The 20,898-nt window shown below is 60.8% G+C and carries 20 protein-coding genes; 10 read left to right on the top strand and 10 right to left on the bottom strand.

The annotated features are described in order from the left end of the window. Window positions 1-145: 145 nt before the first annotated feature. Complete coding sequence (locus tag FY550_RS16225) at window positions 146-1,912, top strand: methyl-accepting chemotaxis protein (protein ID WP_070980033.1); 1,767 nt, start codon at window positions 146-148, stop codon at window positions 1,910-1,912. A gap of 124 nt (window positions 1,913-2,036) precedes the next feature. Further along, complete coding sequence (locus tag FY550_RS16220) at window positions 2,037-2,240, top strand: putative motility protein (RefSeq protein WP_070980031.1); 204 nt, start codon at window positions 2,037-2,039, stop codon at window positions 2,238-2,240. 76 nt (window positions 2,241-2,316) lie between these two features. Here the strand turns inward: FY550_RS16220 and rarD are convergent, their stop codons facing one another. After that, the gene (gene rarD / locus FY550_RS16215; protein WP_070980029.1) at window positions 2,317-3,270 is read right to left on the bottom strand and encodes an EamA family transporter RarD; all 954 of its coding nucleotides are present in this window, start codon (window positions 3,268-3,270) and stop codon (window positions 2,317-2,319) included. Between the two features lie 189 nt (window positions 3,271-3,459). Between rarD and FY550_RS16210 the strand changes: the two genes are divergently transcribed. Next, window positions 3,460-4,368 carry a CHAD domain-containing protein gene (locus tag FY550_RS16210; RefSeq protein ID WP_070980026.1) on the top strand — a complete coding sequence of 303 codons (909 nt, stop codon included), beginning with the start codon at window positions 3,460-3,462 and terminating at the stop codon, window positions 4,366-4,368. A gap of 108 nt (window positions 4,369-4,476) precedes the next feature. Here the strand turns inward: FY550_RS16210 and FY550_RS16205 are convergent, their stop codons facing one another. Next, window positions 4,477-5,505 (bottom strand): zinc-dependent alcohol dehydrogenase family protein, encoded by a 1,029-nt coding sequence (locus FY550_RS16205; protein WP_149054666.1) that lies wholly within the window; start codon window positions 5,503-5,505, stop codon window positions 4,477-4,479. A 139-nt stretch (window positions 5,506-5,644) separates the two neighbouring features. Between FY550_RS16205 and FY550_RS16200 the strand changes: the two genes are divergently transcribed. After that, window positions 5,645-6,577 (top strand): metal ABC transporter solute-binding protein, Zn/Mn family, encoded by a 933-nt coding sequence (locus FY550_RS16200; RefSeq protein ID WP_070980023.1) that lies wholly within the window; start codon window positions 5,645-5,647, stop codon window positions 6,575-6,577. Window positions 6,578-6,720: 143 nt separating this feature from the next. Continuing rightward, on the top strand, window positions 6,721-7,635 hold the full coding sequence (locus FY550_RS16195; protein ID WP_070980021.1) for a DMT family transporter: 915 nt from the start codon (window positions 6,721-6,723) through the stop codon (window positions 7,633-7,635). Here the strand turns inward: FY550_RS16195 and FY550_RS16190 are convergent. Continuing rightward, a complete protein-coding gene (locus FY550_RS16190) occupies window positions 7,632-8,066 on the bottom strand; it encodes an NUDIX hydrolase (RefSeq protein WP_070980018.1) in 435 nt (144 codons plus the stop codon). The genes FY550_RS16195 and FY550_RS16190 overlap by 4 nt on opposite strands. 261 nt (window positions 8,067-8,327) lie before the next feature. Here FY550_RS16190 and FY550_RS16185 point away from each other — a divergent pair, with 261 nt between their 5' ends. Then, entirely contained in the window at window positions 8,328-9,692 is a 1,365-nt protein-coding gene (locus FY550_RS16185) for an aryl-sulfate sulfotransferase (RefSeq protein WP_070980016.1), read from the top strand. A gap of 76 nt (window positions 9,693-9,768) precedes the next feature. On the opposite strand, the gene FY550_RS16180 is transcribed toward FY550_RS16185, so the two are convergent. Together FY550_RS16180 and FY550_RS16175 are read right to left on the bottom strand one after the other, a co-directional pair. Continuing rightward, window positions 9,769-10,074: a hypothetical protein gene (locus FY550_RS16180; RefSeq protein ID WP_070980014.1), complete on the bottom strand. Its 306-nt coding sequence runs from the start codon at window positions 10,072-10,074 to the stop codon at window positions 9,769-9,771. Between the two features lie 179 nt (window positions 10,075-10,253). Then, the gene (locus tag FY550_RS16175) at window positions 10,254-11,447 is read right to left on the bottom strand and encodes an ROK family transcriptional regulator (protein WP_070980011.1); all 1,194 of its coding nucleotides are present in this window, start codon (window positions 11,445-11,447) and stop codon (window positions 10,254-10,256) included. Between the two features lie 635 nt (window positions 11,448-12,082). Between FY550_RS16175 and FY550_RS16170 the strand changes: the two genes are divergently transcribed. Next, complete coding sequence (locus FY550_RS16170; RefSeq protein WP_070980009.1) at window positions 12,083-13,492, top strand: sugar porter family MFS transporter; 1,410 nt, start codon at window positions 12,083-12,085, stop codon at window positions 13,490-13,492. A gap of 129 nt (window positions 13,493-13,621) precedes the next feature. After that, a complete protein-coding gene (locus tag FY550_RS16165; RefSeq protein ID WP_070980007.1) occupies window positions 13,622-14,149 on the top strand; it encodes an ankyrin repeat domain-containing protein in 528 nt (175 codons plus the stop codon). 10 nt (window positions 14,150-14,159) lie between these two features. Here the strand turns inward: FY550_RS16165 and FY550_RS16160 are convergent, their stop codons facing one another. The 3 genes from FY550_RS16160 to FY550_RS16155 form a co-directional block, all read right to left on the bottom strand. Then, window positions 14,160-14,765 carry a gamma-glutamylcyclotransferase gene (locus FY550_RS16160; protein WP_070980005.1) on the bottom strand — a complete coding sequence of 202 codons (606 nt, stop codon included), beginning with the start codon at window positions 14,763-14,765 and terminating at the stop codon, window positions 14,160-14,162. Between the two features lie 80 nt (window positions 14,766-14,845). After that, entirely contained in the window at window positions 14,846-14,968 is a 123-nt protein-coding gene (locus FY550_RS17155; protein WP_267902458.1) for a hypothetical protein, read from the bottom strand. Between the two features lie 432 nt (window positions 14,969-15,400). Then, window positions 15,401-16,315, bottom strand: coding sequence for a LysR substrate-binding domain-containing protein (locus FY550_RS16155; protein WP_070980002.1), 915 nt, complete (start codon window positions 16,313-16,315; stop codon window positions 15,401-15,403). A gap of 149 nt (window positions 16,316-16,464) precedes the next feature. Between FY550_RS16155 and FY550_RS16150 the strand changes: the two genes are divergently transcribed. Beyond that, the gene (locus FY550_RS16150) at window positions 16,465-17,484 is read left to right on the top strand and encodes a zinc-dependent alcohol dehydrogenase family protein (protein ID WP_070980000.1); all 1,020 of its coding nucleotides are present in this window, start codon (window positions 16,465-16,467) and stop codon (window positions 17,482-17,484) included. Window positions 17,485-17,554: 70 nt separating this feature from the next. Here the strand turns inward: FY550_RS16150 and FY550_RS16145 are convergent, their stop codons facing one another. Both FY550_RS16145 and FY550_RS16140 read right to left on the bottom strand, forming a co-directional pair. Continuing rightward, window positions 17,555-17,833 carry a hypothetical protein gene (locus FY550_RS16145; RefSeq protein ID WP_070979998.1) on the bottom strand — a complete coding sequence of 93 codons (279 nt, stop codon included), beginning with the start codon at window positions 17,831-17,833 and terminating at the stop codon, window positions 17,555-17,557. A 177-nt stretch (window positions 17,834-18,010) separates the two neighbouring features. After that, window positions 18,011-19,072 (bottom strand): aldo/keto reductase, encoded by a 1,062-nt coding sequence (locus FY550_RS16140; RefSeq protein ID WP_070979996.1) that lies wholly within the window; start codon window positions 19,070-19,072, stop codon window positions 18,011-18,013. 386 nt (window positions 19,073-19,458) lie between these two features. Here FY550_RS16140 and FY550_RS16135 point away from each other — a divergent pair, with 386 nt between their 5' ends. Then, the gene (locus tag FY550_RS16135; RefSeq protein WP_070979993.1) at window positions 19,459-20,868 is read left to right on the top strand and encodes a glycoside-pentoside-hexuronide (GPH):cation symporter; all 1,410 of its coding nucleotides are present in this window, start codon (window positions 19,459-19,461) and stop codon (window positions 20,866-20,868) included. Window positions 20,869-20,898: the final 30 nt, after the last annotated feature.

The raw sequence follows: 20,898 nt of genomic DNA, 5'->3' as shown, positions 1-20,898 counted from the left end.
GTAGTGGTACTCCCCTCCAGGCTGAACCCAACCTTGCCCGGACGGTTCAGTTTCCCGTGGGCCATGCCGTTAGAACTCCCAGATCAGCTGATCAAAATCTCTTTCAACCTGAACGGCCGAGTTCTGCAGAACGGGATGTCGCCACATGAAAAATTTATCCATCAAATGGAGCCTGACGCTGGCCCTGGGTGTGCTGGTCGTAATGGTCGGAATCATCAGTGCGCTGGGGTTCTATTCCAACAATCAGAGTACCCAGGATCTGAATGAGCTGGCGGAAATCAACGTCAGACAGACCAGTCTGCTCAATCGGGCTCAGGTTAATACGCTGCGTGCCCGGGTTCTGTTCAGTAAATACGCTGAACTGAAATGGGAAGGCCAGAGCGAGACGGCAACAGCTATCAGACAGCGCGCGCAGCAAGCGCTCGACAAGGCACAGCAGCGCTTCAATGCCTTTCAGCAGATTCCTCTGGGCCGGGATAGTCGTCGGGCACCCTATGTGCAGAAGATCGAGGCAGCCTACCAGGCACTGGTGACCGAGACCCTGCAACCGCTTTTGAATAATGACCAGTTGACAGCGGTGGAGCTGCAGCGTCAGCAGCAGCGTCTCGACGAGCTGGCCGAGACGTTTGACGGGGAAGTGCGCGAGTTCATTCATTACACCGAACAGCGCGGTCAGCAGCTGATGGCAGCCAATGCCGACCTGAATCAGACCCTTCGGATCAGTGCCATCTCACTGCTGGTACTGGCACTGATCGCGGCAGTGATGGTGCGCATCGCGATCATGCGGATGGTGGTCAATCCTCTGCAGGAAACAGTGCAACATTTTGATCGCATTGCCAGCGGTGATCTGACAGCTCGTATCGAAGATCGCGGTCGCAATGAGATCGGGCAGTTGTTTGCCGCTTTGCGCAACATGCAGGGCAAGCTGCGGGAGCTGGTCATGTCGCTGCGCCATAGCAGCGAAAGTGTATTCAGTGGCTCCAACGAGATTGCCAGTGGCAGTCAGGATCTGTCCTCGCGCACCGAGCAGCAGGCTGCATCGCTGGAGCAGACGGCGTCCAGCATGGAGCAGATGGCCGCCACCGTGCGTCATAACATGGATTCGGCCGCTGAAGCGGACCAGCTTTCGCAGCAGGCCTCCCGCAAGGCGGAAGAGGGCGGTCGCGAAGTCGATCAGACCGTGACGACCATGCGTGAAGTGGCAGAAAGCTCGAAACAGATTCACAGCATTATCGAGGTCATCGACGGCATTGCCTTCCAGACCAACCTGCTGGCGCTCAATGCCTCGGTCGAAGCGGCTCGGGCCGGTGAGCAGGGTCGCGGTTTCGCCGTGGTCGCCGGTGAGGTGCGTTCGCTGGCCGGACGCAGTGCGGATTCCGCGAAGGAGATCCGGGCACTGATCGAGGAGACGACCCAGCGCATTGCCAGTGGTGCCGAACAGTCCGAGCGCAGTGGCCGAGTTATCGGCGAAGCCGTCGAATCCATTCAGCGGGTCACCGCGCTGATGAACGAGATCGCCTCGGCCACGCGTGAGCAGAATAGCGGCATCGAGCAGATCAACGGGGCTGTCACCCAGATGGATTCGGTCACCCAGCAGAATGCGGCACTGGTCGAGCAGACCAGCGCTGCGGCCTCCTCGCTGAAGGAACAGGCCGAACAGCTGGCGAGTCTGATCACGACCTTCCGCGTTGATGAACGGGATAGTGAGCAGAGCGATCGGAGGACGACCGCTGCGGTGGCGCCCGTAACGCCGGCAGCGTCGACAGGGTCTGCCGTGTCGCCCGCGCCCTCCGGAGTGAAGACCGAGACCCCGACAGCGAAGGTCGAGTCGGAAGAAAAGCCTGCTCCTTCGGCACGAAAAGCGTCACCGGCACGTCATGAGGTGGCCGAAGAGGAGTGGACGGAGTTCTGAACCGGGCTTCGTGCCAGTCCACCTGGCGTCCCCGGCCAGCAGGGCGGGGCGCTCAACAATGCCCGACGACCGGCAGCTTCAGCGGTCCCGGGCTTATCCCTCTCATCATGAGGAGATGTTGCGTATGGAAATGTCCGTGAATGCCACTGTCAGCTCTGCGCTGGCGCTGCAGCAGGTCAATGCTCAGCAGCAGGCCCAGGCCGGTCTGTTGAAGGAGTCGCTGGATACTCAGGCCGCTCAGGTCGGACAGCTGATGGAGCAGGCCGCTTCTCAGCCGTCTCTGGCAACCAGCGGTGATCTGGGCACAAGGATCAATACCTTCGCCTGAACCGGGTGCAGGCAGTGACCGATGCCGTGGCGGGAAACCGCCACGGCATTTTTGGTACGTATCGTGTGGTCCCGGGCTACCTCTTCTCCTCCCTGATTCGCGAAGCAGCGGTAGAGGTACCGGCCGTGGCGGTTGAGCGTCGGCGCCGATGCTGATCGCGCAGGGTATCAGTGGTGTAGAGCGCAAGACCCGCCCAGATGCAGGCGAAGGTGACCAGGTTGCCCTGGGTAAAGGGCTCACCAAAAATGAAAACACCGGTCAGCAGATGCAGGGTAGGCGTCATGTACTGGATCAGACCAATCGTGCCCAGCTTCAATCGGCGCGCGCCCATGGCAAAGAATACCAGCGGAAAGATGGTGACCACGCCGCAACCGATCAGCAGCAGGTCGACCCGAAGGCCGCTGGTCAGAAAGGCAGCTTCCTGATGCGCATACAACCAGCCCAGCCAGATCAGCGCGACGGGCAGCAGTAGCAGGGTCTCGATGAACAGACCGGTAATGCTGTCGATGTTGATCCGCTTGCGAATCAGGCCATAGAAGCCGAATGAGCCCGCCAGTAACAGCGATACCCAGGGGACCCGACCGTAGCCGATCACCATGGCCAGTACGCCGGTGGTCGCAATGGCAACAGCCATCCACTGGAGTGGCCGCAATCGTTCGCGCAGAAAGACAAAGCCCAGCAGGACATTAAGCAGGGGATTGATGTAGTAGCCGAGACTGGCCTGCAGTACGTGATTGCTGGTCACGGCCCAGATGAAGGTGCCCCAGTTGCAGCTGATCAACATGGCGGTCGCGCACAGCGGCAGCAGCAGTTTCGGCGTGGCCATGGCGGCGCGTACCCGCTGGCTGCGCCTGCTCACTGCCACAAACAGGGCCAGCAGGATGGCAGCCCAGATCACACGCTGAATCAGGATCTCCCACGCCGAGGCCGACGAACCGAAAAGGTGGAAGTAGAGCGGCAGAAAGCCCCAGAGCAGAAAGCAGCTGAAGGCAGACAGCAGGCCGATGACCTGATCACGCGATTGAGACATGAGTGCCGTCCGAACAGAGGAAAAGCGGCATGATAACCGCCCCGTTCCCGGGGAGCGATGAGCCTGTCATCCGGGCTGATATCGCTTGAGCTGGATAACCGTGAGCTATTCGCCTCCCGGGTCTCTTTCTATACTGACGCTTCGCTGGCCGGTGTTTAGCCCATGCCGGATTGTCAGGAGGGGGTCACCATGTCGTATCGTCTCAGAGCCGATGAATCTGTTGAGACCGGGATACAGCGTATTGTCATCGAGCAGATCGACCGGGCACGCCGGGAGCTGCAGGATGAGGATCGCGTAGCGGCCATTCACCATTTTCGTCAGCGCTGCAAGAAGATTCGCGCTGCCCTGAGGCTGGTGCGGCCGGCGCTGGGCAAGCATTTTGCCCGAGAGAACGAACGCTTCCGCGATCTGGGCCGATCGGTTGCCGGTGCCCGTGACAGTCAGATGCTGGTCGAGACGTTCGATCATTTGCTCGAACAGGGCGATGGGGGGAGCGACCGGCGCCGCTTTGCGCCGATCCGCAATGTCCTGGTGGCGCGCCGGACAGCGGCGTTGGAGAGCAGTGACAATGAGGACAGGATTGCCCGACTTGATAAAGCCATGATGGAAGCCCGTGCCGAGGTACCGGAATGGTCGCTCAGGCGTGAGGGTTTTGCGGCAGTGCGGGGGGGTCTCGATCGCACCTATTATCGGGCCGGTCGCTCGATGCATGTTGCACGTAAAAAGGCGCGCGCCAGCGATTATCATGAGTGGCGCAAACGGGTGAAATATCACCGCTATCACTGCGATCTGCTGCGCAATATCTGGAAGGCGCCGATGAAGGCGCGTGGGCAGGAGCTGCACCGGCTTTCCGATCTACTGGGCGAAGAGCACGATCTGGCAGTGCTGGAAGAGGTCGTGCGAAATCCCGCCAATGATCTGGCCCGCTACAAGTATCAGCCGGCGCTGCTGGAGCTGATCAGTCAGCGGCGTGCAGCACTTCAGCAGGCGGTCATGCCGCTGGGACAGTGTCTGTTCGATGAGCAGAGCGAGGCACTGGGCGATCGGTTGGCGCTGTACTGGCAGGCCTGGCAGACGATGTGGGCGACCGGTCAGTGAAGCGGGCGAGGGGTAGATCGACCCTCGCGGTTGGCGTTCAGGCCAGCCGGAGATGCTTTTGAGCGCAGAGCGGCTGCCGGCTCGGAATGCCGGGCAGGATGACCGCATCTACTGGTTAAGCAGTACGCGGGCCCCTGTGACAGGATGCGTTCTGAGCTCGATCAGCGCTCGGTTGGCTTCTTCCAGCGGGTAGGTCGTGATGGTCGGCTGAATACCGATGGCGGCCGCCAGACTCAGAAATTCACTGATGTCGCGCCGAGTGACATTGGCCACGGATCTGATCTCCTTTTCCATCCAGAGATGGCGGGGGTAATCGAGTCGTTGCCATTGATCGAGATCATGCTCTTCCTTGCCGATGGCATTGATGACCAGACGTCCACCGGGCGCCAGTACGGCCAGCGCTTCAATGACGGGGCGCCAGACCGGGGTGGTATCAATGATGGCATCGAGCAGTCGTGGCGGCTGCTCGCCGATATCTCCAGCCCAGGTCGCGCCGAGCTGACGGGCCAGCTCCCGCGCCTCTTCATCCCGTGCAAATACCAGAACCGGAGAATCGGGGAAGCGGTAGCGAGCGAGTTGCAGCACAAGATGGGCGCTGCCGCCGAAGCCCGTCAGGCCCAGTGCCTGCCCATTGCGCAGTTCGGAAAGTCGCAGGGAGCGATGACCGATGGCGCCGGCACAGAACATGGGGGCCGCCTGTTCGTCGGTGAGTGACGGCGGCAGGGGGCAGACAAACCGGGCATCGACCACCATGTATTCGGCGTAGCCACCATCGATATCGCGTCCGGTGGCCCGAAATGATGGACACAGGTTTTCATCACCACGCTGACAGAAATGGCAGTGGCCACATGCCGAAGCAATCCAGCCCACCCCGACACGCTGATCGAGCGACAGACCGGCTGCCCCGGCACCGCAGTCCACTACCCGGCCTACCGCCTGATGGCCGGGAATCCGCGGTAGTCGATCAGGGGGCGTACGCCCCTCGATTTCATCCAGCTCGGTATGACAAACGCCGCAGCAACTGACCTGAATCAATACTTCATGGTCGCCGGGCGTGGGGGGCGGCATATCTACCAGGCGCAGTGGTGTGCTGTCTGCTTCCACTCTGGAAAGCCGTTCCAGCAACATGGCGCGCATGAGTCATACCTCGCTGTAATGCAGGATCCTTGTCACCAGTATAACGCTGTCATCGCGGGTTCGCGGGATTTGAAATGGCGCTATTATTAAATATGTTATAACGTATCAAAATACATCAATTCAGAAGGATGGCTGGGAAATGAAAGCATGGCGTTATCTGGTAGCGGGTGCCGTGGGATTGATGCCGGCTTTGGCGATGGCAGCACCGCTGAACGTGGCGGTCAGCATCCTGCCCGAGAAATGGCTGGTCGAGCAGATCGGTGGCAGTGATGTGAATGTCACGGTGCTGGTCAAACCGGGCATGGAGCCTCATGACTATTCACCTTCGCCTCGCCAGATGGCCGAGCTGACCAGCGAACAACTCTACTTCGCCATTGGTGTGCCTTTCGAAAAGGTCTGGCTGCCGCGTCTTGAAGAGCACGCGCCGGATATGCAGGTGGTGGAGCTGCAACAGGGGCTGGCGCTGCGACAGATCGAGGCGCATGTCGAGCATGATGAAGGCGAACATCAGCACGACAGTGAGGCTCATGACCACGACCACGACCACGACCAGGGTCATCATCATGAGCATGGCGGAGCCGATCCCCATGTCTGGCTGGATCCGCACAACATGGTCATGATGGCGCATCATGTGGCTGATATTCTGGCGGCGCGTCTGCCGGCGCAGAGCGATGCCATCCATCAGCGCGAGCAGGCGCTGGTGCAGCAGCTGCAGACCCTCGATGCGCATATTGCCCAACAGCTCAAACCCTGGGCGGGCGAGACCTTCATGGTCTATCACCCGGCATTCGGTTATTTCGCCGATCGCTATCAGCTGCATCAGCTGCCCATTGAGCTGAGCGGTAGTGAGCCCGGTGTGCGTTCGCTGGGCCAACTCATCGATCGGGCAAAGGCACACGACATTCATACCATCTTCGTGCAGCAGCAGTTTTCGCAGCAGGCTGCCGATCGGCTGGCACAGGCACTGAACGCTCGCGTCATTGCGCTTGATCCTCTGGCAGAAGACTATCCCGCCAACCTGAAAGCCATGGCCGATGCACTGGCCAGCGGCTTTGAAAAAGGTAAGCACTGAGCGCCCGCCTTGCAGTACTTCCCTCCCGGGCCGGCGATATATCGCCGGCCCTTTTGCTATGCTGCTGCACCCGATCGACAGGAGAGCGGCAACAGGCGGCCTCATCGTCGTTCAATGACAGTCCAGGGCAAAGAGAGGGTTGAATGCAGCGTCATGATGGAACAGGCATGCTTGCCATCTGGGTAGCGCTTCTGGTGCCGGCCCTGTGGGGTATCTACTGGTTGCCCCTGCGTTATCTGGAGTCACATGTCAGCGCCGGGGCCTGGACCAATGTCATGGTGCTGGTCATTGGCTGTCTCGTCATGCTGCCAATGGCCTGGCTGAAGCGACACGCGCCGGGGCATGCCAGTCGCATCGGTCTGTATAGCACGCTGCTGGGAGGCGTGGCCTTCACCCTGTATTCGGTAGGGCTGCTGTACGGCAATGTGGCAACCGTTATCGTGCTGTTCTACATGACGCCGGTCTGGAGCATTCTCATTGCCCGCTGGGGGCTTGGCACGCCCGTTTCCCGGTGGCGCTATGCGGCCATTCTGCTGGGCCTGACGGGGGTCTTCCTGGTGCTCAACAGTGGTGATACCTCGGGTCTGCCGCTGCCGCAAAGTATCGGAGACTGGCTGGGGCTGCTGTCGGGGTTGCTGTGGTCGATCGGGTCGACCGGCATGAATCGGCATGCCCGGCTCCATCCTGCTGTCAGCAATCTCCTCTTTTGCCTGGGGGCGCTGGCCGCGGCGATCCTGCTGAGCCTGATGCTGGGCACCCCCTCGGAACAGCCGAAGGGCGCGCCGGATTTTGGCGCGATCGTATCGGCTGTGCTGGCCATCGGTATTCTGTGGTGGGCACTCTCATTGACTGCCTTCATGTGGTCGGTGACGCGCCTGGACCCTGCCCGGCTCGGCATTTTCATGATGACCGAAGTGATTGTGGGGGCCATCTCGTCTGCACTGCTGGCGGATGAGCCCTATACGCCGCTGATGGCGCTTGGCACCGGGCTGGTGATTACTGCCGGCTTTTGTGAGGCGCTCTCCACGCGAACCGGTCGAAGCGTCTCTGTCGGCTAGGCCCTGGCATCACTCTGGTGCAGGGCCAGCCTGGCCAGCCACTCGACATCGGCACTGACTTCATCTTCGACAGCCGCAATGTCCGCGGGCGTGAACCAGCCGGTCTCACTGGCATCGTCATCGGCGATGCCATCACCCGACTGCCAGTGGCAGCGTACGGCAATCAGCACGAAGTGATGGTGGATGGCCTGGCGATTGGCATCAATGACATTCAGCGCGGTCAGCACCTCCCCGGCGGTCGCGGCCACGCCGGTCTCTTCCCGAAGCTCGCGGACCGCGGCCTGCTCGATACGTTCTCCCCATTCGATGCGACCGCCGGGAAAGCCCCACAGCCCTGCATCCGGTGGATGGCGGCGGCGTACCAGCAGAACGCGATCATCGCGGGTGACCACACTCAGTGCTGCCGGACGAGGTATATGAACAGACGTCATGGCACTCTCAAGGCTTCGGACAGGAGAGGGGACGTTAGCATGAAGCGTGTTCGGTCATCGGTTCAAACCCTCCGAGTGAGCCCTCCGGATCACTGATCTCTCCGGACGTTGGCTACCTGTTGTTGCAGTAATGCCACACAAGGCTGCAATCAAAGGCTCCTGAAAGCGTATCGGACCGGGTAGTGTCATGCCTTTCGCTCTATCCTCGAGCGGACCGGCCGAGTGCCGGCACTTTCGACAGGTTTTGAGGATTGTCATGTCATGAAATGTCTCAGGGGCGGTTACGCCCTGCCCTGTATCACCCTGATGATGGCCCTGTTGTGTGCTCCTCGGGCTCAGGCCATTCCCAGCGTCTTTCCTACCGGGGTGACTTATTACGATCCTGATCGTGCCTACAACAGTCATGTCCTGTTTACCGGCAGCGATCAGCAGACCCATCTGATCGACATGAACGGCAATGAGGTGCATCGCTGGGCCTGGCGAGGCTTCCCCGCGCAGGCGATCATGCCGTCACAGGCGGGAGGCGAACATGGCCATATCCTTGTACAACTGGCCGAAGACGAGGCACCGAAGGGGCTGGCCGGTCCCGGCAATGGGTTGACCAATGTTTCGGTAGGTGAGGTGAACTGGCAGGGGCAGGTGGTCTGGCGCTGGGGAGATCATGAGCATCCGGCCTATCAGAACCATGACATCCGTCGGCTCCCCAATGGCAATACCCTGGTGCTGGTCGGTTTGCCTCATCCCATCAGGGGCTTTGCTGCGCCCAGGGTAGTGGACAATGCCCTGGTGGAGGTCAATCCCGACGGGCAGGTGGTCTGGCGCTGGGTGGCCTCTCAACATCTTGATGAGCTTGGGTTCACCGCGTCGCAGCTGAAGCAGGTGCGCGGCTCCGACGATCCCGACTTCCTGCATATCAACACGGCTGCCCCGCTGGGCCCGAACCGCTGGTATGACAAGGGGGATACGCGCTTTGCACCGGATAATCTGCTACTCAATGCACGCAATGCCAATGTGGCCTGGATCATCGATCGTCAAACCGGTCGGGTGGTCTGGCGACTGGGGCCTAATTTTGATTCGGCGCCGGCTCGTGCCGGCGGCAAGCTGCCACGGCCGGTCGATCAGCTGGTTGGCGAGCATGATGTTCACATGATTGCACAAGGATTGCCCGGTGCCGGCCATCTGCTGATCTTCGACAACCAGGGAAATGCCGGCTTTCCGCCCGCCCGACAGGGGGTCTTTGCCTGGTCACGGGTGATCGAGGTGGATCCTGTCACCCGCGAGATCGTCTGGCAGTACAACGCCACCGACTCCGGGCGGGCGCTGTGGAGTTTCTACAGTGCCTTTATCAGCAGCGCCCGACGCCTGCCCAACGGCAACACCCTGATCGATGAGGGTCAGCATGGTCGGCTCTTTCAGGTCACGCCGCAGGGCGCGATCGTCTGGGAGTATGTGAGCCCCTGGTTCGGCCGGTTATCGAAGAACGACAACTACACGACCAATGCCATCTATCGCGCTCAGCCGGTGGCGTATGACTGGGCACCTGCAGGAACGCCGCATGCCGAGCAGCCGGTCAGATCCGACTGCAGTGATCCGGCACGGCGCCTGCCGGGCTGCCCGACGCAGTAACCCTGCATCCGGGGCTCGTCATTATTTGATCGGCCGCCGAGGGCGAACCTGATACGACCGACTGACAGCGTGTGTCTTATACGTCGTCGTTCGGTCGTGCTTCGCAGTAGGCACACAGGGTGGCGCAGGGGTCGGTAGTGAGTTGCCACCCCTCCAGACGCATCAGGCATCGGCCACAGTAATCGCCCTCACCAGCGGCAATGCGCAGCAGTGCCTGTTCGACCCGTGCCAGCTCCTGCGCCACATGGGTGGCGCGCTGATCCATGACATTATCGCCCGGGGGCGCTGTCTCGCCTTCATGGGGCTGATGCGTGCGGTAGAGTTGCAGACGCTCACGCAGATCGTAGCGCAAGGCTTCGAGTGCCATCTGACGTTCATTCATGTTGCACCCCCTCGGATGCTCGGGCGCGCCCCTGTTCGGAAAGGCACGGCGATTGCCGGATTGTGGTTGTGTGGGGTGATCGGGTGATCGATCGCGGTTGCTCTCAATCGGGTATAGCCAGGTCCGGGCCTGATTTGAAGAAAATCGGCCCGAAAGTGACAGGAGGCCGGTGCATGGGCTCAGGGAGCTTGTACGGCCCGGGCCATGACTTCGGCGGCAGCGCCTCGCGCCGCGGTGAAGGTACTGTCTTCCAGTACCCGGACAGTGACCTGGCCGGTGGTGTCCAGCAGCCCATTGCGATGCTGTTCGAAATACGCCAGCGCGGGGGCCAGCAGGGCATCACCGAGGCCGGCGAGAGAGCCGCCAATGACGATCTCGGGGGGGTTGAGCGTATGGTGCAGATTGAGCAACAGCATGCCCAGGGCCTCGCCCGCTCGGCGCAGGGTCAGGGCGACTTCCGGCTCGTTCAGTCGCGGCCGCAGCGTTTCGGCGACACTGCGATCGGCCGGAATATTGAGTGCTGCCCGGATCGCCCAGCCACTGACCAGCGTCTCGGCGCAGCCGCGGTTGCCGCAATGACAGTAGAGTCCACCGGGCTGCAGGATGGTATGTCCGATTTCACCGACGAGTCCGCCACGCCCCCGGGAGACAATCGGGACATGACCATCGCCGGTCACCAGACCACTACCGATCCCGGTACTGGCGCTGAGATAGACCAGTGAGTCGGGTAACAGGCCGGGATGGAAGTAGTACTCACCGAAAGCAGCCGCATTGGCTTCGTTATCCAGCAGCCAGTGACCGGTGACCTGCGGCAGCAGCGGCTTCAGCAGCTCCAGAAAGGGCACATCGCGCCAGCCCAGATTGGGCGCCAGTCGCAGCAGAGGGCGATCGGGTGACACCGGCCCGGGCAGGGTCACGCCCATCCCCAGGCAGTGGCGATCGCGCACTGCATCGTCGGCAAGCATGGTCCGAATGTGCTCGGTCAGTGTGGTCGCTGTCTCTTCGGGCGTCGTGGGCACCTGCTCGATGTGATGCTGAATCAGCGGCTCTCCCGTCAGACTGCAGGCGATCAGACGCAGACTCTTGACGCCGATGTCGACCCCCAACAGCACATGGCGACTGGCATCGGGATGCAGACTGCGTCCCGGCCGGCCGCCGCCACTTTGCTGAAGCGCGCCTTCCCGCAACCACTCCCGGTTCAACAGTTCCTGCACGATGGCGCCGACCGTGGCCTTGGTCAGCCCGGTACGCACCGCGACATCGGCTCGGGTCACCCCCGGGGCGCGTCGTACCGTTTCGAGGATGACACTACGGTTGTGGCGTTTGAGAAAACCGAGATCACCACCGTGGTGAGAGCGGAGTGGACCGGTCATGGCGCTGGTGATTTCCGCATCAGGTTATTCCGGCAAAAGGAGAATGGCTGGCCTTTGCAAGGTCGGCGCAGCGGTATCCGAACAGGCAGTAACAGCGCTTGATTGTGAGCCTGAACGAAGCCTCAGTGTTACCCGCATCGCGCTATTGCGGAATACCACCCTGGTCGTAGTCCCTGGCGCTGATACGACCAAAGTGCAGTGTGCTGAAAGCGGTCTTTCGACCTTTGCTCAATGGCGATGTCGCCTTGGCAGCCTCACCATCGGCACTTGGTTAAGAGTTCATACCAAGTGCCTGGTGGGTGCTGGCAGGGAGGGGCCCTCTTCTCTGCAGCACCGCCGGAGCGAAGCATGGATTCGAATGGATGGCAGGGTGTCGAGCCAGGGGGAACGTCACGACCTAGCCATGCATGGCCCGAGAACGTGCATTGGATCGCCGGCCATCGGATTTCGGAAGTGCGCTTCGGCCCGAGCATGCCTGATGCCCTTGCCGATGACTGGCGGTGATGTGGCGTGTATCGATGACAACTACCGGGTGAAGGTGGGCGGCGCTGGATGGCGTCATGGATCAGCCCGCTTTGCATGTTCAACGCCGTGCGCGATCACTGCCGGAATCGTCGCACTCGAGGAGAGAGAAGATGGCAAAAGCTTCCACTGATTCACAACGCTCCATGGTGGTATTTCTCACCTGTTGCGTGGCCGCCATCGGCGGTTTCCTGTTCGGCTTTGATAGCGGGGTCATCAACGGCACGGTGGATGGCCTCAAGCAGGCGTTCGGTTCCAATAGCGCTGCAACCGGTTTCAACGTGGCCTCGATGCTGCTGGGCTGCGCTGTCGGTGCCTTCTTTGCCGGTCGTCTGGCAGATCGTTTCGGGCGACGCTCGCTGCTGCTGGTATCGGCGGTATTCTTCCTGATCAGCGCGTGGGGATCCGGGGTGGCCTCGGGGTCGGTCGAGTTCGTCATCTATCGTGTACTGGGCGGTCTGGCCGTGGGCGCTGCCAGTGTCATGTCGCCGGCCTATATCAGTGAGATCGCCCCGGCTGCGGTACGCGGTCGCCTGGCCACGGTGCAGCAGATTGCGATCATTCTGGGGCTGTTCTTCTCCTTTCTGAACAACTATGTACTGGCGCACCTGGCCGGCGCTTCGACCGAGCCGCTGTGGTTCGGTTTCGAGGCCTGGCGCTGCATGTTCTGGATGGAACTGCTGCCGGCCGGTATCTTCCTGGTGGCGCTGCTGTTCATTCCCGAAAGTCCGCGTTATCTGGTCAGCGCCGGCAAGACCGAGCAGGCCGATCGGGTGCTCAACATGGTGCATGAAGAGAGCGCAGCCCGGGAGCGGCTCGGCGAGATCCGCAATTCTCTGGAGCAGAGTCACAAACCGCGTCTGCGCGATCTGATCAACTCGAAAACCGGCAAGCTTTACAAGGTGGTCTGGATCGGTATCGGGCTGGCGGTCTTCCAGCAGCTGGTCGGCATCAATGTGGTCTTCTACTACGGCGCCGTACTATGGCAGGCGGTGGGCTTCTCCGAAAATGATGCCCTGCTGATCAACGTTATCAGTGGTGCCGTCAGTATCCTGGCCTGTCTGCTGGCGATCGGGGTGATCGATCGCATCGGTCGCAAGCCACTGCTCTGGGCTGGTTCGATCGGTATGGCAGTGACACTGTCCATCATGGTCTACGCCTTCTCTACCGGTGAGCTGGTCAATGGCAGTCTGCAACTGCCGGGCAACAATGGTGTGGTCGCCCTGTTGGCTGCCAACGCCTATGTCTTCTTCTTCAACGCTTCCTGGGGGCCGGTGATGTGGGTCATGCTGGGCGAAATGTTCCCCAACCGGGTTCGTGGTTCGGGGCTGGCGGTAGCCGGGTTGTGCCAGTGGCTGGCCAACTTCGGTATCACCATCACCTTCCCGATCATGCTTGCAGCGATCGGTCTGGCCGGCGCCTATGGCTTCTACGCGCTGTGTGCCATCATTTCGATCTTCTTCGTCTCTCGCTTCATTCTCGAGACGAAAGGGCGCGAGCTGGAGGACATGGCCTACGAATAAGGCCGTTCAAAATAGCCTGATAGCACAGGGCCCGGGGCGATTTGCCCCGGGCCCTGTCCGTTGAGGCTATGCTGATATCGGGAAATGGCCGATCATGACGGCATCATTCACCGCACAACAGGAGCTTTCATGTCGGATGAGCAACAGCCGCCCCGGAATGAGCCGGACGAGGAGACGATCCGACTGGCTACCGAGGTGTTCAATAGCGCCCGCAACGGTGAGACCGAGAAATTCCGCCACTGGCTGCCACAGGGGTTGCCGCCCAATATGCGTAATCACAAGGGCGACAGTTTGCTGATGCTGGCCAGCTATCATGGCCATCTCGAGACCACACGGGTACTGCTTGAACATGGCGCCGATCCCGAACTGTGCAACGACAACGGTCAGAGTCCGCTGGCGGGTGCCGCGTTCAAGGGGAATCTGGCGATGGTGCAACTACTGCTGGAAAACGGTGCCGCCGTCGATGGCACCACGCCGGATGGCAAGACGGCGCTGATGTTCGCCGCCATGTTCAATCACACCACCATTGTCGATTATCTGATTGCCAACGGTGCCAATCCGGCGGCACGTGCCATGGGGGGCATGAGTGCCCACGACCTGGCGGTCTCGATGGGCGCCAGCGATACGGCAGCGCAATTGACCGGCGATAGCGAGTGAATTTGATACCTCAGCTGCTGCGTTCGATGTCCAAAAGCGCCCGCTCCAGCGCAAAAACGTGTTCATCCACGTGGCCCAGCGCGCGCAGTGTCTCGGCCAGGTGCAGCAGATAGTCGCGATTGGGGCCGCTTGGCCCGGCGGAGTCGGCAATCCGCCGGGCGATCTCATGATCCGACGCCGGCCCCAGCCAGGCCTCGTTCTCTTCGGTGGCAATGTAGACCAGCCCTTCGGCTCGCGCGCCATCATCGAAATACAGTTCGGTCACGAAGCGCAGATAGCCGTTCTTCTCGCGGATATCGAGCTGATCGAACACGGCGGGGGTAATCAGATAGGCCATGCCGTCGCAGAGGGCGCCTTCTTCCGGGACCAGGGTTGCGACCCGACCCGGCGCCTCGGGCGTACCGCGATGATCGTGGGAGCCCTGCCAAAAGCGCCGCGTCCAGCCGCGAATGGCTGCGGGACGACACTCAAGCCAGGGAAATCCTGCCTTGTAGAGCAGGGAGCCATAGCCGAACAGCCAGACCTGATCATGGTGGTCGAAATAATCCATCAGCCGGTTGGTGGCCGTGGTATCGAGCCCGGCGGCCGGCGTTCCGGAAACGGGATGGGGGGACATGCAGGACTCTCGTAATGGAAACGACCGCCATTGTGACCAGGCGGTGGTCAGGATGTCACCCCGCGGGCAGGCCGGCTCGTTCAGGGGGACCCCTGCCAGCGTGTCGAGCGACGGTCACGAAGCCTCGGCCTGCGCGCGAGCGTGCGATGGGCCGAGGCGATCAGGGCCGCGGCGATCAGCACGACGATCAGGCGGGGTTTCATGTTCGAATATCCTGTAGCAGGTGGCTGCAGGCAGCCGGTAAGCGTTCGTCCAGCATCCGTCTCAAGGCCCTCGAGGACGGCGACGTCGCTTATCCGGGGCCGCAAGGCGCTTTATTCTATCCACTACGTATGAAGCTGATGTGTCACCCGAGGCTGATCAGCAGCCGTGCGGTGTCGGGCGATGACCAAGCCTGAGCCGTCGACAACGCCGTGCCCGCCGAATGGCAGCCACCATGGCCAGCACCAGCAGAGCAATGATCAGACGGGCTTTCATGGTTCGATTCTCCCGGCATCAGAAGCGTTGACAGCGGATGTCGCTATTCTGAACCGGCCAGGGGGTAAAGACGAATCGAACGCAGCGAAGTCAACTATCGACGCCGGCAATAACGGCAGTGTGTTCCTGAACTTGAGAGCAATGAGCTCTGCAATGGCTCAGAGCGAATCCGGATCACCGGCGAACATCTGGATACGCGAGCGCAGCCAGCGCTCACCGGGATCATTGTCCTGGGCGCTGCGCCAGACCATGGAGAGCTCGAAAGGGTCGACCGCAAAGGGCAGCTCATCTTCTCGCAGGCCGCCACCGGCGGTCAGGACACCGGCGGCATAATCCGGTACGGTCGCGATGATGTCGGTCCCGGCCAACAATGAGCCCAGCCCGTTGAACTGGGGCACGGCCAGCGCCACGTGACGCTGTCGTCCCATTTTGGCGAGGTGGTCATCGACGTAGCCGGTGAGATCACCATCATGGGATACCAGAGCATGGGGTCGAGCGCAGAAATCATCCAGTGACAGGGCCCCCGGCGTGGCATCTGCCCGGATGACTCGGGGGGTGGTACGCCTCAGAGTGCGTCGCTTGGCATTGGCGGGCAATTCACGGGTATAGCATACCGCGACCGTGATCTCGCCGGAGCTCAAAAGATGCGGGGCCTGCAGGTAGTTGGCCCGACGGATGACCAGTACCACATTCGGTGCTTCGCTGCGCAGCCGCTTGAGCAGTGGTGGTAACAGGGCGAATTCGACATCATCGGACAGGCCTATCCGGAAAACCGCCTCGCTGGTAGCCGGATCGAAATCCCGGGTATTGCTCAATACGCCGGAAATGGCATCCAGGGCCGGTTGCAGTGATTCGAAGATTTCCTGGGCCCGGGTCGTCGGTTCCATGGTGCGTCCGGTACGCACAAACAGGGGATCGTCAAACAGGGTACGCAGACGGGCCAGTGCGGCGCTGGTCGCGGGCTGGCCGAGGAAAAGCCGCTCGGCAGCGCGTGAGACGCTGCGCTCCTGCATCAGTGTTTCGAATACGATCAGCAGGTTGAAGTCGACCCGCCGCAGATCACTGCGATTCATGAAGGCCCCCGGGTGGTAACGACAGTCGGCGACTGCCTTGTCAGAGCAGTATCATTGCCGGTTATAAAGAGTATCAATGACCATGCATAGTGTTAGCCGCGACAGCGGGATAGAGTCGGGGTATCCAATGAACAGGAGAGGGCTGCGACATGTCTCGCATGATTCGCTTCAATCGGTTTGGTCCGGCCGATGTGCTCGAGTATACCGAGTATACTCCGCCGCGGCCGGCTGCCGATGAGGTACTGATCACCACCGAAGCCATCGGAGTGAGCTGGCGTGACGTGCTCTGGCGTCAGAATCTGGGACAGACGAGAGCGACGTTGCCGGCTGGTCTGGGGACCGAGATGGCCGGACGGATACTGGCCGTGGGCGAACATGTTGAGCGCTTCTCTCCAGGAGACCGTGTCGCTTCCATATCGGCCTTCGACCCCAACCGCTACAGCACTTATGGTGAACAGATCGTCCTGCCGCAGCAGTCCCTGATCCGCTACCCCGACCTGCTGACCCCGATTGAAGCGAGCGTGCACTATACGCCGCTTCTGAGCAGTTGGCTGGGGCTCAGTGAGCTGGCCGAACTTCGGCCCGGAGATACCGTACTGATTACTGCCGGTTGTCAGCTCAACGGCCCTTATGCCATTCAGATGGCGCTGGCCCTGGGCGGGCGGGTCATCGCCACCACGACGCGTGAGACGCATGAGGCATTTCTGCGCGAACTGGGGGCCGAGTGGGTGATCAATACCGAAACCAGCGATCTGCTGACCGCCATTGAGCGGATTACCCATGGGGCCGGGGTAAATATCGTGCTGGATGCGCTGGGTGGACCACAGCTGAGCCTGTTGGGCGAAGCCGTGGCGCCCTGTGGGCGGTTGGTGCTCTATGACATGCAGGGGGGGAACCAGACAAGCTTCCCGGCGCAGGCCGCCTTCAGCAAGAACATTCGCTTTTTCCTGCACTGCCTGTCGAACTTTGCCGGCAAGCCAGAGCTCGGCATCGAACAGAACCGGGACGCCCTGCAGCGGGCAATCCGGGCTGTCGATCGCTATACCCTCGAAGGCCGGCTGACGCCCCATATCGATCGAATCTTCGATTTTGATGACATGGTCGAAGCTCACCGTTATCTGGAAAAACATCGCGGGCCGCGCGGGCGCGTCGCCGTATGCATGAGTTGAACGCCGGCTGGTACTGAAAAGCCGCTGAATCCGTGACTGAGCGGACGGAGACAGCGGCTATACAAGCGTCTCAGTGCGCCATGCGGAAACGCTCGATGCGCTCTCGCAGTGCCTGCTCGGGTCCGATCAGATCGGTCAGTTCTGCTTCAGTCAGTGCAATGTCATGATGATGATTGGCGATATCGGCATAACTGTCGCCGTCTCCCAGTGCCTGCTCCACCAGTAGCGAGAGTTCCTTGCGATTGCTGATGGGCGCAGGGTCGAATCGCTGACTGTTACGTTCATGCTGGATTTGTTGCTCGCGGCGGCAGCGCTCCAGCAGTTCCCGGGTGATGAATTGCGCATTCATGGCCACACTCCCTGGCTCTGGACAACGCTCCGATGCTGCGCAGGTCCACCGATTTTCTCCATTCCGCTTTGGCCGCATGGCCGAAAGTCGCAGCCAGGCGTTGAGCGCCCGCATGACAACGCCCGCCTGAGGGGTGGGCGTTGAGATAGCGAATGTCCCGGGAAACGACCAGTGGGTTTATTCGCTGGCGTCGAGATAGGGCTGATGGAGGATGCGATCAGTCGGGCCGAAGCGTTTGGCAGCCGTCTTGAGCTGATGCCAGTAGGGGTAGATCAGCGGTGGGCGGCTGGCCGTTTCGATGGCTTCGATCTCATGCTGGCTGAGCGTCAGTTCGGCACCGGCCAGATTATCTTCCAGCTGATGATCCTTGCGCGCCCCGATTACCGTCGTGGTAACGCCCTGGCGGCTCAGCAGCCATGCCAGTGTTACCTGAGCCGCAGAAACACCGTGGCTTTCGCCCACTTCCACCAGCTTGTCGATGACATTGTAGAGCTGCGCTTCGTCACGGATCGGTGGCTCGGTCCAGCCCTGACTGAAGCGAGTGCCATCGGGATTGGTCTGGCCACGACGATACTTGCCGGAAAGCAGCCCACCAGCCAGCGGGCTCCAGATCATGGTGCCCAGCCCCTGGTCGCTGGCAGCCGGCATCAGCTCGTACTCGGCCTCGCGCGCCTGCGGGGTATAGTGGATCTGCTGGGAGACCGGCTTGATGAAACCGTGACGCTCACAGGTCTGCATGACCTTCATCAGATGCCAGCCGGAAAAGTTGGAGATGCCGTAGTAGCGCACCTTGCCATCCCGTACCAGCTGATCCATGGTCTGCAACGTCTCTTCCAGTGGGGTCAGTCCATCCCACTGGTGCAGTTGATAAAGGTCGATCCGATCGGTCTGCAATCGCCGCAGACTGGCATCGCACTGGGTCAGAATATGCTGACGTGACAGGCCATCCTCATTGGGACCTTCTCCCATCGGAAACCGGACCTTGGTCGCCAGCAGAAGATCATCCCGCTTGTCCTTGATCGCCTCCCCGAGGATCTCTTCCGAAGCACCAGCCGAATACATGTTGGCGGTATCGAAGAAATTGACCCCGCGATCGATGCACATGTCGATCTGGCGGCGAGCACCGGCCACATCGGTGTCTCCGAGACTGGCCATTCGGCCCGAACCGCCAAAGGTCATGGTACCCAGCGTCATGGTCGAGACGCGCAGTCCGGAATTGCCAAGATTGCGATATTCCACAACGACCTCCTTGAAGACAGTTGGATTAGGACATCCTTGCGCTGGATGTCAATTGTCATGCGGGTCGATGTCAGTGTGGTTGCTCAGCGGCGATTCAGCGAACCGTGATGGTACCCCCAGGGTGATCGTCGTGATCGGTAGCCGGGCTTCCGGTATGCGACATTGGGCTAATCGGGCCGCCCTGCCTATTCGACTCTAGTGCAGTACACGCAATGAAGCGCTGATATATCCCTCTGTTTTTATTGCATGGAAATGACAACGATAACATTAATATTATCAAGGGTTGATATTCTGGTTATTGGGAGAGCGATATCCTCTTGTATAGCTTCTGATACAAGTCGCTGGCCTCTTTTGGGGCCGGGCATCCGGGGTATCAGGAGTACGCCATGCAGGGCACCAGACTCGGCATCATCGAAAAGATCGGCTTCGGCATGGGCGATGCCGGCAACAACATGACCTTCGCCGCTGTGGTCATGTATCTGTCCTACTTCTATACGGATATCTACGGTATTTCGCCGGCGGTGGTCGGTACCATTTTTCTCTCCATGCGCTTCGTGGATGCCATCACCGACCCGATCATGGGCGCCATTGCCGACCGTACCCGCAGCCGCTGGGGCCGCTTTCGTCCCTGGATCCTGTTCATTCCGGTGCCGTTGGCGGTGGCCTGTGTACTGATGTTCACCACCCCGGACTGGTCGGATCAGGGCAAGATCATCTATGCCTTTGTCACCTATGCGGTGATGTCGCTTCTCTACACCGCGGTCAACATTCCCTACTGCGCACTGGGTGGCGTGGTGACCAGTGACCACCGCGAAAGGGTGTCATGCCAGTCATGGCGCTTCGTGCTGGTGGGTGTGGCCTACCTGATTCTCAACTCTTCGCTGATGCCGCTGGTGGAGTGGTTCGGCGAGGGTGATCAGGCGCGCGGCTTCCAGATCACCATGGGGCTGATGTGCGTCATTGCGCTGTTCATGTTCGGCTTCTGCTTTGCCACCGTGCGCGAACGTGTACAACCGGTCGAGACTCACCACCACGGACTGTTGAAGAGCCTGAAAACACTGGCTGCCAACCCCAAATGGCGTCAGGTGCTGGCCATTACCTTCCTGCAGGCTTTCCAGTTCTTCCTGCGTCAGGGGGCGGCGATTTATTACGCCACCTGGGTACTGGGACTGGGCGCCGCCGGTATCTCCCTGTTCGTGACCTCGGGCGTGCTTGGCGGCATGGCGGGAACGGCCATCTCACCGCTGCTGACCCGCCGCTCGACCAAGTTACGCGTGTTCATCGCAAGCTCACTGGCGCTGGTGGTGGCCTGCGTGGCGCTCTATTTCGTCCCGGGCGATCAGGTCATTCCGGCGGCGGTCGTGGTGCTATTGATCAACATCTGCCACGGCATCGGCACACCAATCGCCTGGGCCTTCATGGCTGATGCCGAAGATTTTGGTGAGTGGCAGAGCGGCTATCGCAATACCGGCGTCTCCTTTGCTGGCAACCTCTTCTTTCTCAAGCTGGGGCTCGCGGCTGCTGGTGGCCTGGTAGGCTTCATGCTCTCGCTGGGTAACTATGTGGGCGGTGCCGATGCTCAGCAGGCTTCGGCACTGAGCATGATTGTTTTGCTCTTCACCCTGATTCCGGCGCTGGTCAGTGCGCTGATGCTGCTTGCCGGCTGGCGCTTCGGACTGGATGACGCCGAGATGGATCGCATTCGCCATGATCTGGAAGCACGCGCCGGGCAGCACTCGAGCGACGCGACCGATGATAACCCCGGGGCAGGCACTGTCCGGCCGGCGACGACCTGATAATAACCATGACCTCTGACCGGGAGACTC

This window comes from Kushneria phosphatilytica (assembly GCF_008247605.1).
Taxonomy (GTDB): domain Bacteria; phylum Pseudomonadota; class Gammaproteobacteria; order Pseudomonadales; family Halomonadaceae; genus Kushneria; species Kushneria phosphatilytica.
Note: the sequence above shows the minus strand (reverse complement) of the source record. Positions and strands in the feature narration are given on the sequence as shown.

Excerpts from the sequence above, each read along its gene's own strand:
- FY550_RS16180 (WP_070980014.1), bottom strand. The coding sequence starts at position 10,074 with ATGAATGAACGTCAGATGGCACTCGAAGCCTTGCGCTACGATCTGCGT.
- FY550_RS16195 (WP_070980021.1), top strand. The coding sequence starts at position 6,721 with ATGCAGCGTCATGATGGAACAGGCATGCTTGCCATCTGGGTAGCGCTT.
- FY550_RS16175 (WP_070980011.1), bottom strand. The coding sequence starts at position 11,447 with ATGACCGGTCCACTCCGCTCTCACCACGGTGGTGATCTCGGTTTTCTC.
- FY550_RS16220 (WP_070980031.1), top strand. The coding sequence starts at position 2,037 with ATGGAAATGTCCGTGAATGCCACTGTCAGCTCTGCGCTGGCGCTGCAG.
- FY550_RS16155 (WP_070980002.1), bottom strand. The coding sequence starts at position 16,315 with ATGAATCGCAGTGATCTGCGGCGGGTCGACTTCAACCTGCTGATCGTA.
- FY550_RS16145 (WP_070979998.1), bottom strand. The coding sequence starts at position 17,833 with ATGAATGCGCAATTCATCACCCGGGAACTGCTGGAGCGCTGCCGCCGC.
- FY550_RS16200 (WP_070980023.1), top strand. The coding sequence starts at position 5,645 with ATGAAAGCATGGCGTTATCTGGTAGCGGGTGCCGTGGGATTGATGCCG.
- FY550_RS16170 (WP_070980009.1), top strand. The coding sequence starts at position 12,083 with ATGGCAAAAGCTTCCACTGATTCACAACGCTCCATGGTGGTATTTCTC.
- FY550_RS16135 (WP_070979993.1), top strand. The coding sequence starts at position 19,459 with ATGCAGGGCACCAGACTCGGCATCATCGAAAAGATCGGCTTCGGCATG.
- rarD (WP_070980029.1), bottom strand. The coding sequence starts at position 3,270 with ATGTCTCAATCGCGTGATCAGGTCATCGGCCTGCTGTCTGCCTTCAGC.
- FY550_RS16185 (WP_070980016.1), top strand. The coding sequence starts at position 8,328 with ATGAAATGTCTCAGGGGCGGTTACGCCCTGCCCTGTATCACCCTGATG.
- FY550_RS17155 (WP_267902458.1), bottom strand. The coding sequence starts at position 14,968 with ATGAAACCCCGCCTGATCGTCGTGCTGATCGCCGCGGCCCTGATCGCC.
- FY550_RS16225 (WP_070980033.1), top strand. The coding sequence starts at position 146 with ATGAAAAATTTATCCATCAAATGGAGCCTGACGCTGGCCCTGGGTGTG.
- FY550_RS16210 (WP_070980026.1), top strand. The coding sequence starts at position 3,460 with ATGTCGTATCGTCTCAGAGCCGATGAATCTGTTGAGACCGGGATACAG.
- FY550_RS16150 (WP_070980000.1), top strand. The coding sequence starts at position 16,465 with ATGTCTCGCATGATTCGCTTCAATCGGTTTGGTCCGGCCGATGTGCTC.
- FY550_RS16190 (WP_070980018.1), bottom strand. The coding sequence starts at position 8,066 with ATGACGTCTGTTCATATACCTCGTCCGGCAGCACTGAGTGTGGTCACC.
- FY550_RS16160 (WP_070980005.1), bottom strand. The coding sequence starts at position 14,765 with ATGTCCCCCCATCCCGTTTCCGGAACGCCGGCCGCCGGGCTCGATACC.
- FY550_RS16165 (WP_070980007.1), top strand. The coding sequence starts at position 13,622 with ATGTCGGATGAGCAACAGCCGCCCCGGAATGAGCCGGACGAGGAGACG.
- FY550_RS16205 (WP_149054666.1), bottom strand. The coding sequence starts at position 5,505 with ATGCGCGCCATGTTGCTGGAACGGCTTTCCAGAGTGGAAGCAGACAGC.